The following is a 17309-nucleotide window of genomic DNA, read 5'->3' as shown; positions in this document are numbered from 1 at the left end:
TTTTGAAGATGCGGCGTTTTTTATTGCCTGTGAGTAACTAACATCTATACCAGGGTTATGAACAGCTATTGCACAGCATATAAACACTAGTTAACATAGTTGTTAACAGCTAATGTTTATAACCAAAGAACGCCAATTTCAACATCCGGCAATCAATGCAGGAATGCATTAGACTCTTTTTTGCTGACTGGTGTTGTACTGGTGTGTCTATATCTTAAACAGGCGACTAGGCTATTGCAGAAGCTCCTGCGCCATAGTCAACAAGCGCAGGCTGAATGATCAGCAGGCTTCAGATGAAGTGTAGACTTATTAACATAAGGCCTAGAAGTTCAGAGGCGCATGCGTTGTGAAGGGTCATTCAGATCATCCAGAATATAAAGCTGTCCTTTTTCAATCAACAGGCCCTTCGTTTTTCCACTGAATTTATCCTGACCATGTTTCAGGTCTATCTTAATTACACGACCCTCGTAGGCAGATTTGATATCACTGACAATGCTGTGTCCGATAATGATCTTTGAGGCCTTATAGTAGTTTAGAACTTTCTCCAGATCCTGCTGGCTTTGTGCGGAGGGTATTGGCTTGAAAGGTGCTCTATAGAAATATTGTATCTTGTAGAAGATGTTCATGGATAGCGTACGGTCCCAATACGGGCTATGATTTGATTTTAAGGTCAGGTAAGCTGCTCTATCCAGACTGTCTGCATCTGGATTGCGTCCATAGTACTTTTTGGCGATTTCGTTGATGTGGGTTTGTGTGATACCTTCTTCAACAAGTATTTTATTTAAACCTGCGTGCACAAAGATGTAATCCCCAATCTTCTCCATGACGTTTTTACTCCGCAGCCAGCGGCCTAAGAAGGACTTTTCACCATAGAGGTATTTGTTTGCAGGGTTCCAATCGGCTTGTTTGCTAATCTGTTTGGCAGCTTCACGGTACTTGTATTCTGCATAGGAAGTATTACCATACATATTCAGGATCTCATGGTTCCCGAGAATGTAGTGAACCTTTCCACCCGCCAAGGCAGCCTGCTGTTCCAGGTGGTAAATTAACCAGAGTACTGCCGTGACATGTTCTCCTCGATCCACAAAGTCGCCGTTCAGCACCAGATGACCTTTTCCAAAGGTCCATCGATAGCTTTTATCCATCACTTTATTCTTTATCAGGAAGCTGTAAAAGCCGTTGAAGTTCCCTTCGATATCTGAAATGGCAATAAGCTTTTCCGGCATGGGTGATGTTTCTGGCTGTTGCTGTAATGTCTTGTCTAGATGTACCCGAAAGCTGTCCAGATCTTCGTTGTTCACACGAACCATAACAGACTGGCTACTATCGAGGAGTGATGCGGTCAACTGATTCTTCGCGCTAACCTGATACACTAAACTGTCGATGACGTAAGGGCCATCAATCCCGTCGAAACTCGTTTTAACCCTGCCTTCTGATTTAAACCCAAAAGTTCTATTCTTTTGCCAGAGTGCATTTAATCCAGACCAGTAGAAGCTGTACCTTCCGGTTTGCTCGTCGATATTTTGATGTCCAAAGAATAAGGTGGCTATAACCCAATAGGCTATGCCAAGGCCGACCGCCCATTTGAAAACCTTTTTAAAAAATGCACTTGCTTTCTTCATTGATAACCTGTTCAAATTTTCTGCATTGGATACTTCTTTTGAACATTCGTTACATGGGCCTTCCTGGTTTATGAATTCCGGTCAGTCGTGAATACACTTGCCTGAGTCTTAAAATGAAAATCCAACGGAGATATAGGGTAAAGCACCTTCTCTGGAGAAGCCCACCGTTCCTTGAATCAGGATCAACTCCGCTGGTCTTACATACAGGCCTCCGCCAAAACCATCATGCCAGGTTGAGGAGGATTCTCCAGGCTCCCAAACTCTACCGACATCATTGAAGGCAATCATACCCACTTCCCCGGGGGTAATGTAAGATGTAAAATCAAAAAGCTTCAGACGCAGGTCCAGGTTATAGTATACTGCAGATTTTCCGGTGAACCTGTTACTGTGAAAACCGCGGAGGTTTCTTGCGCCACCCAGCTGCATGCGCTGGAAGAATGTTGGGTCTCCGAATGTTGTTCCAGCTCCAATGCGGTTCGCGATCACCAATCCGGAATTACCAGGGTTCAGGTAAAACCTGAACTCCGAACGCAAGTAGCCGTAACGGTCTTGCGCTTCAGCTACCTGCTGTTTCCCGCTGATTGCGGTTTGCCAGTAAATACCTTTCGTTGGAATTGCCTCATTGTCCCTGGTGTCATAGGTGATCAGTCCGATAAGTCCCGCGTAAAAGCGGTTGTTGAATACATCCTGCGCAGGATTAAGCCGATCGTATTCGCCAAGGAAGTGTTCTGCATTTCTGGAAGATTTGCTGCTGTAAAACTCGGTGGAAATGCCACCTTCAAGCGTCAGGTTCTTGACAACTTCCCGTTTTAATTTTATATCTGCATTTAGATAATCATATCTGTTCCGGTAAAAGGAGATCTCCCTTGGTTCTTCATCTTCAAAACGGGTGTCATTACCTAGTCCGAAGAAGTTACTTTGGTTGTTTGGACCCAGGTAATCTACATCGATCTTCAGATCATTTTTCCCGATCGCTTCCTTGAAGTCTCCTTCATAGGTAAGGTGAAAAGCTTGCCGACCGGTGGAGTAGTTGATCCAAAACTCATTATGGAAAGCATAGGGTGTTTTGCGAAACCCTTGTTTTTGGTAGATCAGACCGACACCTGGCTGTAGTCCCCGGTCGATGCTGTAATTAAGTCTGAACAGCGGACCAAGCTGGTCGAAAACGAAGCTGCGCTTGTTAAAGGAATTTACCACGGTATCATTTGCCAGCCTGAGTTTAGCGTATGATCTTGATGGAACCAGATTCTGTTCATCCTGCCGGTCATAGATGAAAGGCTTTTTACCGCCTTTTAAGCTTTCTGCGATGTTGAAGCGATCATTACCCGCGCCGCCAACAAACCTCAGCCGAATGGGAGCGCTTGCCTGGCCTTTAACGTCAAAGATGTCATCTCCCCCAAAGCCATATAGGCGGATTTCCTCCGTTTCATCTGCTTTGAAAGTACGATGGAAAATGCTTCTGCCCAGGGTGCTGTCCTTTTTGATGTTCTCAATCCGAAGCTCAAGGTCGCCGTTAGCTTGATGATTAATGCTGAACTGTTCGCGCTTGTCCGAAGCGGGAATGTCAATGGTCTTAGCCAGGAACCTGTAGTACTCCAGAGCGATCTGCTCCAGCTGCTGAATGCGACCGTTCAGGTTTGTGCTGATTTCCGCTTCATTCTGACTTCTTATCTCAGGTGGGAGTAAGCTGAGTGCTTGTTTTACCAGTTCGGGACTAAGCTGTTGCTGCACATACTTGATCTCCTCACGCCAGTCAGCCTCATTCAGGTCGGTAAGGAAATAGCGGTCGAAATACCGGTTGTTAAAATTCCATGTTTTTACATCTCTGATCCCTGCTGAGTAGGGCTGAAGATTTGCCTTCAGCCACTGATGGGAAAGCACCCAGGGGAGGATACCACTGGTTTTATAGAATACTTTATCTCTATCCCGTGGAATGGGAATGTAAGTGGTAACGCCACCTTTTTTCTCATCTCCCCAGCGCCAGTTGTCTTCGTGCCGATCCCAATCGCCGATGACAAAGTCCAGCAGCCTGGCTCTTAGTGTTAGCCGCTGGTCGGCAACATGATCATTATCCTCCTGCAATTCCGTCTGCACCTTCTCCGTATTATCGGTGTCTTCAAATTGCAAAGGCTCACGTTCCTCAAAGAGGTAGGCCGCATTGGCAAATTCCTGGCGGTATTCACCGAGGTCAGGATCATCACCCACATAAACGATTTCTGGATTAGCATGTGGAATTTGCAGTGCATCTGCCAGGGGCGGAACAATCAGAGCACCAAAGGGATGCCCCGTAGATACTTGATCCTGTATAATATCCTTTGCGATTGTGGTTTTCAATCCTTCCGGCAGTGCACGGTCTGGATATTTCTGGATGGTTCGAAGCACCCATTCTTTTCCTTTAGGGTCCACGAAACGTATGGACTTGGTCTGATTGCCACCACCAAGCTTCAGGATCTTCAAGCCACCCTGTTCTTTTTGGATGTTCAGTATACGCAGCTTTACAGGTGTAGCCCAGAGACTTCGGTAGTTCTCGCCGAAGAACTTCCGGTGCAGCGAACCTACCGCGTCATATTCCGGTGCAATCGGTTTAATGATAAACTGCTCCGGATCATATTGCTGCCCAAGGCTGAGCAGGGGTGAAAGCATGCAAAGGGATAATAGGAATTTCTTCATTTTATGCTAATTTTCTTGTTGGCAGCAAAGCATTTCAGCTGGGTAAGCTGTCAAGGTTAAGACTTACTCTTAACGCTTTTAATCCTTCTACACCCTGTAATTCTTCAATTTCTAAAAATTCCACGTCCGATTTCAAGATCTCCTGCGTTGCCAAGATGTTAAAGTAGTTGAGGTATTCTTCGGCTTCCCATCTATTCATATAAACAATTGCGAGCTTTCCAGGTTGTGTCAGTCGTTCATCGGTGAATTTAATATGCGCTTTATCAATGCGCTTTTTCACCAGCTGATAGCGGATGTTATAACCGCCTTCTACGTCAAAACGCTGCTCATCAGGCCGGAAGCTGATGTCGATCAATTTCTCATGAACAAAGATAAGCTGTGTAGTTCGTAAGGGGATCGGTAAGCCAGGAATCAGGTTATGCGCAGCACGGGCGATGTTTGCGACCGCTGCAAGGTGTTTAAATCTGAAAACCTGCAGCAGATCTGCCGGCATTGGGCGATCTGGTGTAATGGACTGCCCTAGATATATATCGAACTCAACGCCATCTGTTCTGAACTTTTCAAAGTAGCATGGGAAGGTATTCTGTATATCTGCATTGAAGTCGTCTAACATGGCATTGATGCTGCGGTTAAGCGTCTGCATACTATGCTCGAAGAGGTTCCGGTTTTGGTATAGAGGCCCATTAAGGGCGGTTTGTTCAAAGTAGTGATCGATGATGCGCCCAATCTCTGGCCTTGCTTCCTTTAACAATCGCAGGTATGGCGGCAGCTGCCGGATCAAGTAGTCTTCGATACGGATGATCTGCCGGTCACTCAGATGCGTTTCCTTTTTATAGTTCCATACCTGTTCCTGATCAGGCAGGTTTTTCATGACGTCCGTTTCTGTAGATTCTTTGATAGCTTTAAAGGTTTGCTCAAGCACCTGAAAATGGGTATTCAGGTCTTTTCGGATAGCCAGGTTGCGGGAAACGCTGGAATCCTTCATGTCAATAGCGGCATAGAAGGGCTGCACGTCTTTAAATACAATGGGCTCTATCGGCAGGTCTTTCTCTTTACAATCGAATCTAAGATAATTATATGCCGCCTGATTAAAGCGCCATGCTACTGCCGGCTGAATGGCGGTGAATTTACTCGTGATTACTCTGGTGATCTCGTTGTTGAAATCAGCGGCGATGTTATGGAAGAGTTGAGCAAGTAAAGGAAAGGCTGCTTCAATCTTGGAAAGCGTTTTAGCCGTTAAATATCTTGGGTTTTTGGCATAGATTTCCAGGCAGCCCACCAGCTTACCACTATAGTAGAGCGGAAACAAGGCATACGAACGGATGCCACTTTTACTCAAAAGCTTTAATATTGGATATTCCTGTTGCTCTTGCTCCAGGATTTCAGGAAAGATCAGGGTTCTGGGGTTAGACAGGTACTCTTCCAATAGTAGTCTTGCATTGCTGGCACTTTCCTGCTGATTGACATAGGTAAGGAGAATACTCTTGAAGCTGGAGTGATCATCAAGCAGCGTCTTTCCGCTCAGCCTTACATAAGGTAGAATACCGAACTCCAGCGCATTGGTACCGGCGATGGTCTTTAGTGCTTTTGAGATACCTTTATCATAACTGCCACTGGCACATTCATTATGTGCAATGATCACATCTTTAATGGATTGTAAGGCATGTGTTGCGGTAACATCAATCATCTCCACCACGGCAAAGCCTTCCAGGCGAAAGCGCTCTGGGGGCATCAGGCGTTCAAGTAAATGCAAGGTGTTATTTTCACCAAGCAGGTTGTCTTTGAAGTTCTCCAGGTTGAGCTTAGGCAGTTCCATATCGGTATGGATTTTCACGAAGCTGTTGTTGACATGTAGCTGGTAATATTTAAGCAGCTGTGTTTTAGGATCTATAAGGGTTTTGATGGTGAAATCCCAACCCGACAAGCTAACATCGTAGTATTTTTCCAGTACAATATTGTAAAAGGTCTTTAGCAGACTGTCACGCATTTGGTCGAGTGAGGGCAGGTTCAGACCCGCCCGGAGGTTTTTGCTCAAAGGGTCGACCAGTACGCTGTAAAAAGCGGGTGTACCGAAATAGAACGTCCCGGTAAGTGGGGCTGACAAGGCCCAAAGGTGCTCTGTTTCTTCTGCAAGAATCGGGGATAAAGAAGTATAGATCAGCTCAAACAGCGGTGTATATTTGGTGAGATTTTCCGGATCGATAGGCTCCTCCAACTCTGGGAATTTCTTGAACTGGTCCAGAATATAGCTGAAGATATTTCGTTTGGCAGTCGTTTCAGCACTAATTCTTTTTTCCAGATAATCAATAAAAGGTTGTAAACAGAATTTGGTCTCTGCGCCATTGATTCCTGGTGTCAGATCGGGGTATTGCCTGGTTAAATCAACCGTAAGTGCTTGCATTTAGTAAATATATTTTTTAACGGTTCGCCTTCTATCTCTAGGGATAAAGAACTAATCTGTGATTGCCGTATAATGTTTTACAAATCTAAACGTTTCGGCTATTCCGCCTGCTTGCTCTTCGTAAAATTTGATGTTGAGGCTTTTGTCTGGAAATAGGTCCATGACCACATACCCCTGAACTGCTTTGCCATAAAGCGCATGTTTGCCCCTGACAACCTCACTGGTTTTCGTTCCAGCACCACTGACAATTTGAATGTAGTCATTCTCTTTGATAAATTGGAGTCCATGGTCATGTCCCGCGACATGGATGAGGTTCGGTATTCCTGTAAATGCAGCATCAACGCCATTGATCATTTGCTTGTATGCTTTATTTCTAAGGTCTTCCGGGCCGGGGAAGGTACGTCTGATCAACGGGTAGATGGAGCCGAGCACCGGGAGTGGAATATATAGGTTTTTATGGAGGTCTCTTAGTGGAAAAAGATGTTGCATGAAACTGAATCTGCCACCATGGATGCCGTAGCTTCGGAAGGGATGGTGGGCAGCAAGTAGGAGGATTTGATCTTTGTGTTTTTCTGCCAGCGACTTCATTTGCCTGAGCACTTCCCCCTTGCTGTTGCAGGCGCATGCTGCTTCCCCGGTATCTTTCTGATGGGGGTACACCCACCACTCGCTGTCGAAAGTAACAATGGAAAGGTTTGCGGTAATGGGTAGCAGGACAGGACCGGGACATCCGTTTTCGGGCACCATTCGCAGGTTAGCGTCTTGCTGGTTTTTAAGGAATATAGATTGGGCTTTGACTTTCGCCAGGCCCTGTGGGCCCGACTTATCCCAATCGTGATTACCCGGAATGAAATATACTTTGGCGCCCTTTGCCCGCATAGGACTGAACTGTGAACGTAGCACCTGTCCCGTTTCCTTTTCCTCAACACTGCCGGGTAGGCCCATGCCCTTTGGATAAATGTTGTCGCCGAGATAAACCACAGTTGTTTTCCCCGGAAGTACCCGCTCAGCAGCATGACTTATAACCTGACTTTGTTCTGGATCAATTTCACCAGCGTCGCCAATGAAGATCAGCCTGGAAACAATGGTGCTGCTATCTTGTGCCTTGCTGGTAAAACTTAAGAGGAATATGCAGCAGATGCCTAAGAGCTTTCTCATTGTTCTTTATTTTGTAACCAAGGGTTTGAACTTCAGGATATTTCCATTCGTGATTTCGTCGCCTTCATTAGAAATATACAGGTTCAGGTCTTTATCGAAAGTGATGCCTTCAGGCTGGTTGAACGTTGATGAATCAAGGTCATATACCGCTTTGATCTGCCAGTCAGAGCTTGCAACAACAAGCAGTTTCTCTGCAGAAGAGAGGATGTACCATTCCAGGCTTTTCGGGTGCCGTGTAATTGCCGATACACGCAAGCCTGACTTCAGTTTAAAGCCCAGTTTTTCGACGACATCCTGGTCAAACTTTAATTCCGAAATGGTACCCAGGTCTTTGCTGTTGGTATCGATCTTGATTTTATACCCCAGTGTATTACGTTTTTTCTTTCCAGCACTTTTTGTCAATACATACAGGGTTTGCTCCTTTACATCAGCATATAGACTTTCATATTCTGCTTTCGGCAGGAAGTTTTCCCAATGTTGTACCATTGAACTGATATCATCATTGTCAGCATTCAGTGGAAAGCTGTAGAAGTCGCTTGAGCTGGTAATTACATACACTCTTCCGTTTAGAATGGCCAGATCTTCATAATCGCCTTTAGGACCAAACTTGATGCTCTTGGCTTTTTTTATGCCCCAGCTTAGGCTAAAAAGGCGGCCGTCCTCATCCTGAATCGCATAGATGCTTGAGGGACCATCGTTGTTGAAGGTTATTCCGGAGATTTCCAACAGGCTTTCGGGCATGTTGAATTTCTCAGATGCCGTCAAATCATAGTTCAACGCTGGTTGCTGGGCACTGCTCTTAATTTTGGGTTTACAGGCAAAAAAAGAGACAATGCTCAGCATTACCAACAATTGAAGTGTTTTCGATAGTGCTTGCTTCATGATAGTTCCTGTTTAAAATTGAGCCGCCCTAAGCAGCTTATGAATTTCCTCCTGTGCACGTATTCCGTTTTTTTGAGCTATAGGGATGTTCTGGAGCATCGGGTCCAGCTGTACTGCTTGTTCAGTATCGTTGAGTTGAATGTCCAGGAGTTGCTCGAGCTGTGTCTTCAGTTTTGGGTCATGGATTGGAAAGCATACTTCTATTCTGGAATAAATATTCCGGTTCATCCAGTCTGCGGAGCCCATAAATACGTCTTTGTTTCCATTGTTATGAAAGATAAAAATCCGCCCATGTTCCAGATACCGGTCTACGATCCGTATGATGCGGATGTTTTCGCTTTGCCGCGGCACCCCGGGTATGAGGCAGCAGATACCCCGGATGATCAGTTTAATTTTCACGCCGGCATTGGAGGCATCATAAAGCTTGCGGATCAGTGTTTGCTCTTCCAGATTATTCAGTTTGATGGTTATGGCTGCGGGGCGACCGGCTTTTGCGAACTGTATCTCGCGCTCAAGAAGTAATAAGAATTGATCCTGAAGGTTAAACTGCGCAACCAATAACTCCTGGAAGTTCAACGCTTTCTTTAGTGCCATGGTCTTCTTCGGAGTAGCTAAAAACTGAAAAAGCGATTCGAGTTCTTGCAAAAGGTTTGGCGCTGCGGTAAGTAAGGCATGATCGGTGTAGAACTTCGCGGTATTCTCGTTTAAGTTTCCGGTCGACAGTAAGCCAAACCGTTGGATGCCCTGGCTGGAGCTTCTTTTTACGACTGCGACCTTCGCGTGGACTTTATACTTCACACTGCTGTAAATGACTTCTGCACCTGCTGCCTTAAGTTTTGTTGCCCATTTGATGTTATTCTCTTCGTCAAAGCGGGCTTTCAACTCCAACATCACCACCACTTTCTTGTTGTTCTTCGCCGCATTGATCAATGCAGTGACTACGCGGGAGTTCTTGGCCGCCCGGTACAGTGTGCAATAAACTTCTGTGACTGCTGGGTCTGTAGCTGCGGTTTCAAAAAAATGAAGTATCCGTTCGAACGACTGATAAGGCAGGTTTATCAGCAGATCCTGCTGCTGTATGCGGTCAAAGATGGAACGTTCATTTCCCTGTGGAAACAGTTGCATTGCTGGCCAATCGGGATAGTTGAACTCCGGTCCGTTTAAGGGAAAGCTGTTTAAATCCTTAAGATTATGATAAAAGCCACCCAACACGATCGACGAATGCTGCAGATTAAGTGCATAAACCATCTTATAGAGATGTCGGAGGGGAATATCAGGCTGACAAAGGAACCTTGAGGCAATGCCAAAATCGCGCTTGGCCAGTTCTTTTTCCATCGCAGCAATAATATTCTCATCTACTTCTTCCTCCAGGTGCAGTTCGGCATCTCTGGTTACCTTCACGGCGTAAGCTGCCGTTACAGTATCATGCTCAAACATTTTTTGTAGGTTGAAACGAATGATGTCGTCTATAAACAAGATGTGTTTGATCTCTCCGTCCGGAACTACGTACAACCTTTGCAAAACGTCTGAAGGGATATTTAGCATCAGCAGCTGCTCGATATCGGCACTATTGCGGAGCACAACACCAAGGTACAGCTTGTTGTTTTCTGCAAAGAAGGCCGTATTTGCCTGTTCCATATAAACAGGTTTTAGCAAGGGTTTTATGTTATCGTCGAATAGCGCACGCACCGTAGCGGCAATGTTCTCCGGAATGTCTTTCCGGTAAAGCCAATGGTAGTTATTCGCGGCCAGTTCAGGAATGATGATTTTGCGCAGGATTTCCCCATATCGCTGTTGTTGCAGGTTTATGCGCCTTTTCGCTTCACGGTAGGCGAAGTCATCACTTTGAATATCCTTATCCACAGCTTTCAACACAGGCATACGTACCCGGTAAAACTCATCGAGATTGGAAGAGTAAATGGAAAGGAACCTGATCTTCTCCATCAGCGGCACCTTTTCAGAGGCAGCCTCTTCCAGCACCCTCTGGTTGAAGGTGAGCCAGCTCAGATCACGGTTAAAAAAGGTGTATTCATTCATGTTATACTTCAAACGCTACAGCCAGGATAAATCCTAGTACAGAAACAATAATTCCGAACATGAATACATTATAAGCAATTCTCAACAAACGGTATTTTCTGCCAAGCACTATACCTTGCGAGTAAATGTCTTTGATTAAACTTCCGTAAAGATAATCCCGGTTGTCCATCATCTTCTCCATAGCTGCATTATAGTCATGGAGGCTCATTCGATAAAAATTCCCAAAGAAGAGTAGATTGGGCTTTTTCTCCAGCACCTCTTCCGGCGTAAACCGTCCAGGCGGCACAGCAGGCCGGGTAGCAAGGATGGAAAATACCATGGTCACCAGGCAGATCAACAACAAGGTAACAGTCGGCAGGATCAGGTGTTCGTTGTCTTCCAATTTTCTGAGTAAAACACTGAGCACTACAGAAAGGATGATGGAGTTGATGGAGATCATGATGTGAGCTTTATTATCCGCCATATCACTCAAACGCTGGTGGTTGTTGGAGGTGATCCGGAACATCGTTTCAATCCCTTTTTCCGGTCTGCTATCTTTAGCGTCTTTCTTCTTTTTTTCTTTAGCGGCGGGTTTGTCTTGCATCGTGTTCGTAGAAGTATTTTCAGGGGCATCCAGCTGGAAGGACCCTTGCAGTTGTGCTTTCAACATTCGCATGTTCTTGTTTTTCCTTGCAGTAAGTTTATCAATGCAATACTGCGTATGGTAATGATGTGACTCAAGCAGCTGTAGTGTCCCAAGCCGCCAGATGTTTTTATCGATCTCTTTATTACAAACGGCAATGGTCTCTTTGCGCATTAACTTATTACGTTCCTTGAAATCTTCACTTCCCAGGTGGTACAGGTCGGCATCACACACAATCTGCTGCAGGAGGTTTTTCGGGGATTGGGGCATCTTAGTTGCCATAATACAACCTTGCACTTCCTGGATACTCGCCTCATCCACGTTTACGCTGCGGAGAAAACTGGCTGCAATCTCTGCGCCTTTCTTTTCATGTTGCTCACGCCCTTCCAAATAGCCGACGTCATGGAACCAGCAGGCGCATTGTACAATGAAGAAATCCCGGTCTGACAGTTTGTAGAAGTTTGCAATTTCTACAGCGTGTTTAATGACATGTTCGGTATGCTGAAGGTTGTGGTACACCAGCTGTTCATTGCTTCCGCTCTGGAATAAGTGTTCAACATGGGTCTTTACGTCGTCTAAGATTTCAAGATAATTCATAATAGGTAAATATGGGGAATAACCTTGAAAAATGGTTATTTCTGCACTATAAACCCTGCATTCTTCATATTGTTTCCTGAGAAAGTTTTGCTGCGGCCTGTAACAAATAAACACCTTTGCATACTAAATGGACATACATTAAGATTTTTTATGAAAAGATTGATACTCTTATTTTTTTCGGTGCTGACCTTTATACAAGCGAAAGCACAATTCCCAATTCCTGGAGCTACCACCAGGGTTACTGTTGTAGGGAAGGTCTCTGCAACAATTATTGATTCCCTGACCAACAAACCTGTAGACTACGCCAGTACATCCCTAGTAAGGATCTCCGATAACAAAGCCGTAAACGGTGCCGTCTCAGACGAGAAGGGAAAGATCTCTATCCAGAATGTAAGTCCGGGTAAATACAAACTGACCATAGGATTTATCGGCTATACCACCAAGGTGTTAAACGTAACCACAACACCAGAAAAACCAGATTTAAACCTCGGGACCATTCGGCTGGCTTCTACAGCAAACAACCTTGCGGAAGTAACCGTTACCGGTCAGAAGGCCCTTGTAGAAACGAAGATTGATAAGGTGGTATATAATGCAGAGCAGGATGTAACCATTGCTGGCGGAAATGCAAGTGATGTGATGCGTAAGGTGCCAATGCTTTCGGTTGATATTGATGGTAATGTTTCCCTTCGCGGAAGCTCACAGGTGCGGGTGTTGATCAATGGTAAGCCCTCAGGAACCATGGCCAACAGTGTTGCCGATGCGCTGAAAATGATTCCTGCGGAGCAGATTAAAAGCGTTGAGGTCATTACCAGTCCTTCTGCCAAGTATGACGCTGAAGGATCAGGTGGTATCATCAACATCATCACCAAAAAGAAAACCGCTCAGGGGGTAAGTGGTTCTGTAAACGCTTCTGCCGGTACTCGTCAGAATAATGGAAACTTCAGCCTGAATACCCGCCAGGGCCGGTTGGGCGTGACCAGCAACCTGGGGGTTCAGTATGCTATTCCTCAGGATACTCGTGTAGTGCTACTAAATGAAAACTATAATCCTGCTTCTTCGTTAGCTCAGGAGGGTTTTACAAAGTCCAAGCGCTGGGGCGGTAATGGTAATATTGGTGTGGATTACGACATTAACAACTACAACAACATCTCAACCAACTTAAAGTATAACCGCTTTGAAACCGGCAATGACGGTATGTTGGCTGTTTTACGCCGGGTAGCTGACCTGCAGTCTGCATTTTCACGGGAGACAAATAGTGAAGCTTCCATGAGCAACTTCGACTGGACTGCAGATTACCGCAAGACAACAAAAAGAGAAGGTGAGGAGTTCAGTGTTTCCGGTCAGGCGTCTTTTGGCCGAAATGTGAATGACTTTGTGACAAGATATCTTTATCCAGATGAAAACCCTATGGAAGTAAATGGTGACAACACGGGTAAAAATAATGAGTATACGCTGCAGGCCGATTATACATATCCGTTTTCAAAGGTTGTTGTTTTAGAAACAGGGTTAAAAGGTATCTTCAGAAGTATTGAAAGTAAGTACCAGGATACCGAGCAGGACTTTGACTACGGTCAGGATGTGGGTGCAGCCTATGGTGTGATCAGCTTCAAGCTGGCCAAGAAGTTATCTTTCAAAGGTGGCTTACGTGCGGAGTATACGAACATCAATGGTACCGCAGGATCTTCGCTCGACTTCAAAAATGATTATTTCAACCTGTTCCCGAGTGCAATCTTGTCTCAGGCTTTTTCTCCAAGGACAACCTTGAAGCTGAGTTATAACAAAAGGATGCAGCGTCCGAGTTTGTTCTACCTGAACCCTTTCTTAGATGAAAGCGATCCGGAGAATCAGCGTCAGGGTAACCCTGCCTTGAGCCCTGAAATAACAGACATCATTGAGCTTGGTTATTCGACCTACGTAAAAGGTTCAGTGATCAATGCTTCAGTATTCTACAGAAACACACAGGATGTGATTGAAAGTGTATTCAATCCCTCACAAAGGCTGACTACATATTTCAACGTCGGAACCAGCAAGTCTTTCGGTTTTAACACCTTTGCAAGCTATAACCCGGTTCCAAAATGGACACTCATGGGTAACTTCAACATCAACAGCTATGAGGTTTTGGACCCGAGTACGAATTCAAGTACAGGTGTTTATGCCAACTATTCGGTATTCTTAAGATCTGCACTGAGCATTAAAGGCGGCTGGAATACAGAAATTTTCGGTGTTTACAATGGTTCACGGAGATCCTTCCAGGGTACAACAGGTGCGATGGCCTTCTATGGCGGTGCCTTGAAAAAGGACATCATGAACAAGAAGGCTACCGTGGGTCTGAACGTTTTCAACGTGTTTGCGAGAGATCTGCATATTGAAACACGCAATGAAACGCCTGAGTTCTTGCAGAGCACAAACATCTATTACCCAATCCGATCCTTTGGTGTAAACTTCAGCTACAACTTTGGAAAGATCAACTTCAATGCAAAACCAAAGAAGAAGTCTATTAAAAATGACGACTTGAAACAAGGTGAACAACAGATGGGTGGCCAAATGGGCGGCCCGGGTCAGGGATAAACCTTAGCCTTTTTTAACCCGCTTAAGGATCATGAGATTAAGCGGGTTTAACGGAAAACCGCTGATGTTGTTTTGCAGCATCACGACCGACTGATCATAAAATAACATGATCATGGAGCCATGCTCCATGATCATGTTATCCATCTGGTGGTAAAGCGCGTAGCGCTTCTCCGCATCATTCTCATAGTAGCTTTGCTCAAAAAGCTTATCAAATTCCTTGTTGAAATAACCGGTGTAATTAGGGCCGAAAGGCACCTTGTTCTTCGAATAGAACACAGAAAGGTAGTTTTCCGCATCCGGGTAATCGGCAATCCAGGAGCCACGGAAGAAGTTTACTTCATTTTTCGCCATCAACTCGCGTAAACTTGCATTCGGACTTACATCTACTTTTACCTTTATGCCGATGGCATTTAACTCACCTTGTACAAATTCGATCAGATCTTTATAGGTCGTCGAGGTACTTAGCTTAATCAAGGGCAGGTTCTTCCCGTTAGGATATCCAGCTTCAGCAAGTAGCCTGGATGCTTTCGCAGGATCATAATGGTAGCCTTTTACAACGGTGCTGTCGAAGCCCGGCATACCCAGCGGTACAAAGCCAGCAGTAGCCGGAATACCCACACTATTGCGCAGGTATTTGATAAGTTTGGGTTTATCTATGGCGTACTGGATCGCCTGGCGTATTTTTTTGATTCTCAGTGGCGAGTTCTTTACAATTGATTTCGAGGTGTCTACCAGAATGCCAATGTACTCCGTACAGAGGTAGGGTCGCTTCAGGAGCTGAAACTTGCCCTCATATTTCTGTGTCATCCTGCCGCTCTTGCTGAGAATATCATCGCGGTAGCTGCCATCAACCTTGTCAAAGAAGTCCAGATCTTTTTTGATGAAGTTCATGAAAGCACTTTGTTTGTCGCTGATGAACGTTGCCTTGATGGCATCCAGGTAGGGCAAGCGCTGGTCCCCATCTTTCTCCCAGTATTTTTCATTTTTCAACAGGACCAGGATTTCATCTTCCTTCCAGTACTTGAACTTAAAAGGACCGGTTCCAATCGGATGGCTGCGGAAATCTTTGCCGTAATGTTCCACAACTTCCTTAGGAACCACGGAGCAGTACTGCGCAGTGAGCAGGTTCAGGAATGCCGGAAAGGGTTTGCTAAGTGCAATGCGGAAGGTGGTATCATTGATGGCTTTAAAGCTGTTGATATCTTTGACTTTGTCGTTAAAGATCCATCCACCTGAAGAAGCAACCTTTGGATCAATCAGGCGGTAAAAGCTGTAAGTAAAATCTTCAGCAACCACCTTGCGACCTTTACCATCCTTGAACAGCGGGTCGTCATGGAAATAAACATCATTCCGCAAGTGGAAGGTGTAGTGTAGCCCATCCTCAGAAACTTCCCAGGATTTTGCAATGGCAGGAACGGTATTGAGGTTGCTGTCGACCTGCACCAGCCCATTGAAAACCTGGTTGATCATCCAGATCGCATTCTGGTTCCTGGCAAAAGCCGGGTCCATGGAAGTGAGGTTCTGGTCGATATTCAAGTTGAAAACGGTCTTGTTTTCATTGGATGATTTGGTCTTGCAGGCACTGCAGCTCAGGAAAAGCAATCCACAAAATATATATTGAATAATACGGCGCATCTGTTTAGGAATACTAATTTTGCACAAAGTAACCAATTTAATAGTATGTCTTTTTTAAATGAAGTGATAAATAATGTTGAAGATGAAGTGTTAAGAGAGACGCTTCAGGAGCGTGTAGACCTCGTCTTACATAAAATCAAGTTCATGGAAAAGGTACATGTAATCTGCCTGAATTCACTGAATCAGCTAAATACCAGGTTGAAAGAACTGGTGGAGGCAGCAGGTGGCATTATGCAGATCGACCCGCTTGAAGCCAGGGTATTGATCTATGAGGAACCCGGAAAAGGCATGCTGGAGCTCATGGGCATCGTGCCTGGCTTGCTACAGAAAGACTGGCCGGCGGTTACTTACAACCGCGTTTACTTGTTTGATGAACTTGATGTAGCTGACATGGATGCACCTGCACTTGTTGCTGCCATGGAAGACATCGCAGAGCTGATGTACCCTGGATATTTCGTGTTCGGCAATGAAGGCCGGACCTGGACTTCATTCGGCGTTTAACAGGAGATCGGCTGACGGTTTCTAAAACTTGATCAGCTTGTTGATCTGATCATTTGTGAACTTCAGCGTATCTTCCTTGAAGAAATCTCCCGCTTCATTCAACTCATATTTTATCGCAGGAATGTGCAGTCGTAAGGGCAGCACATTCAAATGCAGATATCCGCAGATGCCGGAGAAATGATCTATGCCCCGGATGTTTCCATACTTCCCGGAGGATATGCCGGTTAGCGCTGCCTTTTTATTGTAAAAACTATCGGGGAACTCGCAGGCATCAATGAAGGTTTTAAGCACCCCGGGGAAGCTTCCATTGTATTCGGGGATAATAAACAAGAATTTTTCTGTGTTCGCCACCATTTGCTGAATGGGCTCGAATTCGGGGCTGCGTTTACCGTAAAGGTCGGTAGCGATAAGTCTTTCCGGCAGGCTTTCCAGGCTGAAGAGTTGTGCCTCGGCCCCAAGTTGCTGAAGTGTTTTAAGATAATATCTGGACACTTTAAGCGTATTACTATTGGGTCTGTTGGTGCCGGAAATGATGGTGATCATAGCTTGTAATTTGTTAGTAAGATGTGCAAAACACTTGTGGCTTTAACAGTATAATTGCTATTTAGTTTGTATC

At 45.2% G+C, this 17309-nt stretch carries 11 protein-coding genes; 2 read left to right on the top strand and 9 right to left on the bottom strand.

Annotated elements, in window-relative coordinates:
- Positions 1-329: 329 nt before the first annotated feature.
- From AC5WJX_RS09875 to AC5WJX_RS09845, 7 genes are all read right to left on the bottom strand, one after another.
- Positions 330-1622 (bottom strand): metallophosphoesterase, encoded by a 1293-nt coding sequence (locus tag AC5WJX_RS09875; protein ID WP_494484372.1) that lies wholly within the window; start codon positions 1620-1622, stop codon positions 330-332.
- 108 nt (positions 1623-1730) lie between these two features.
- A complete protein-coding gene (locus tag AC5WJX_RS09870) occupies positions 1731-4292 on the bottom strand; it encodes a BamA/TamA family outer membrane protein (protein ID WP_494484371.1) in 2562 nt (853 codons plus the stop codon).
- 34 nt (positions 4293-4326) lie between these two features.
- On the bottom strand, positions 4327-6693 hold the full coding sequence (locus AC5WJX_RS09865; protein ID WP_494484370.1) for a GAF domain-containing protein: 2367 nt from the start codon (positions 6691-6693) through the stop codon (positions 4327-4329).
- Between the two features lie 51 nt (positions 6694-6744).
- Entirely contained in the window at positions 6745-7851 is a 1107-nt protein-coding gene (locus AC5WJX_RS09860) for a metallophosphoesterase (protein WP_494484369.1), read from the bottom strand.
- A 6-nt stretch (positions 7852-7857) separates the two neighbouring features.
- The gene (locus AC5WJX_RS09855) at positions 7858-8733 is read right to left on the bottom strand and encodes an SdiA-regulated domain-containing protein (RefSeq protein WP_494484368.1); all 876 of its coding nucleotides are present in this window, start codon (positions 8731-8733) and stop codon (positions 7858-7860) included.
- A gap of 12 nt (positions 8734-8745) precedes the next feature.
- Positions 8746-10770: a polyphosphate kinase 1 gene (ppk1, locus tag AC5WJX_RS09850; protein ID WP_494484367.1), complete on the bottom strand. Its 2025-nt coding sequence runs from the start codon at positions 10768-10770 to the stop codon at positions 8746-8748.
- A gap of 1 nt (position 10771) precedes the next feature.
- On the bottom strand, positions 10772-11989 hold the full coding sequence (locus AC5WJX_RS09845; protein ID WP_494484366.1) for a Pycsar system effector family protein: 1218 nt from the start codon (positions 11987-11989) through the stop codon (positions 10772-10774).
- 150 nt (positions 11990-12139) lie between these two features.
- On the opposite strand from AC5WJX_RS09845, the gene AC5WJX_RS09840 reads away from it, so the two are divergent.
- Positions 12140-14557: a TonB-dependent receptor gene (locus AC5WJX_RS09840; RefSeq protein ID WP_494484365.1), complete on the top strand. Its 2418-nt coding sequence runs from the start codon at positions 12140-12142 to the stop codon at positions 14555-14557.
- A gap of 3 nt (positions 14558-14560) precedes the next feature.
- On the opposite strand, the gene AC5WJX_RS09835 is transcribed toward AC5WJX_RS09840, so the two are convergent.
- Positions 14561-16192: an ABC transporter substrate-binding protein gene (locus tag AC5WJX_RS09835; RefSeq protein WP_494484364.1), complete on the bottom strand. Its 1632-nt coding sequence runs from the start codon at positions 16190-16192 to the stop codon at positions 14561-14563.
- A 45-nt stretch (positions 16193-16237) separates the two neighbouring features.
- On the opposite strand from AC5WJX_RS09835, the gene AC5WJX_RS09830 reads away from it, so the two are divergent.
- The gene (locus AC5WJX_RS09830; protein WP_494484363.1) at positions 16238-16693 is read left to right on the top strand and encodes a hypothetical protein; all 456 of its coding nucleotides are present in this window, start codon (positions 16238-16240) and stop codon (positions 16691-16693) included.
- 21 nt (positions 16694-16714) lie between these two features.
- Here AC5WJX_RS09830 and AC5WJX_RS09825 read toward each other — a convergent pair whose 3' ends face one another.
- Positions 16715-17236, bottom strand: a complete 522-nt coding sequence (locus tag AC5WJX_RS09825) for an NADPH-dependent FMN reductase (RefSeq protein WP_440431350.1) — start codon at positions 17234-17236, stop codon at positions 16715-16717.
- Between the last annotated feature and the right edge of the window lie 73 nt (positions 17237-17309).

The organism is Pedobacter sp. NEAU-ZC8, assembly GCF_059278965.1.
This window is presented reverse-complemented; position numbering and strand designations above follow the sequence as displayed.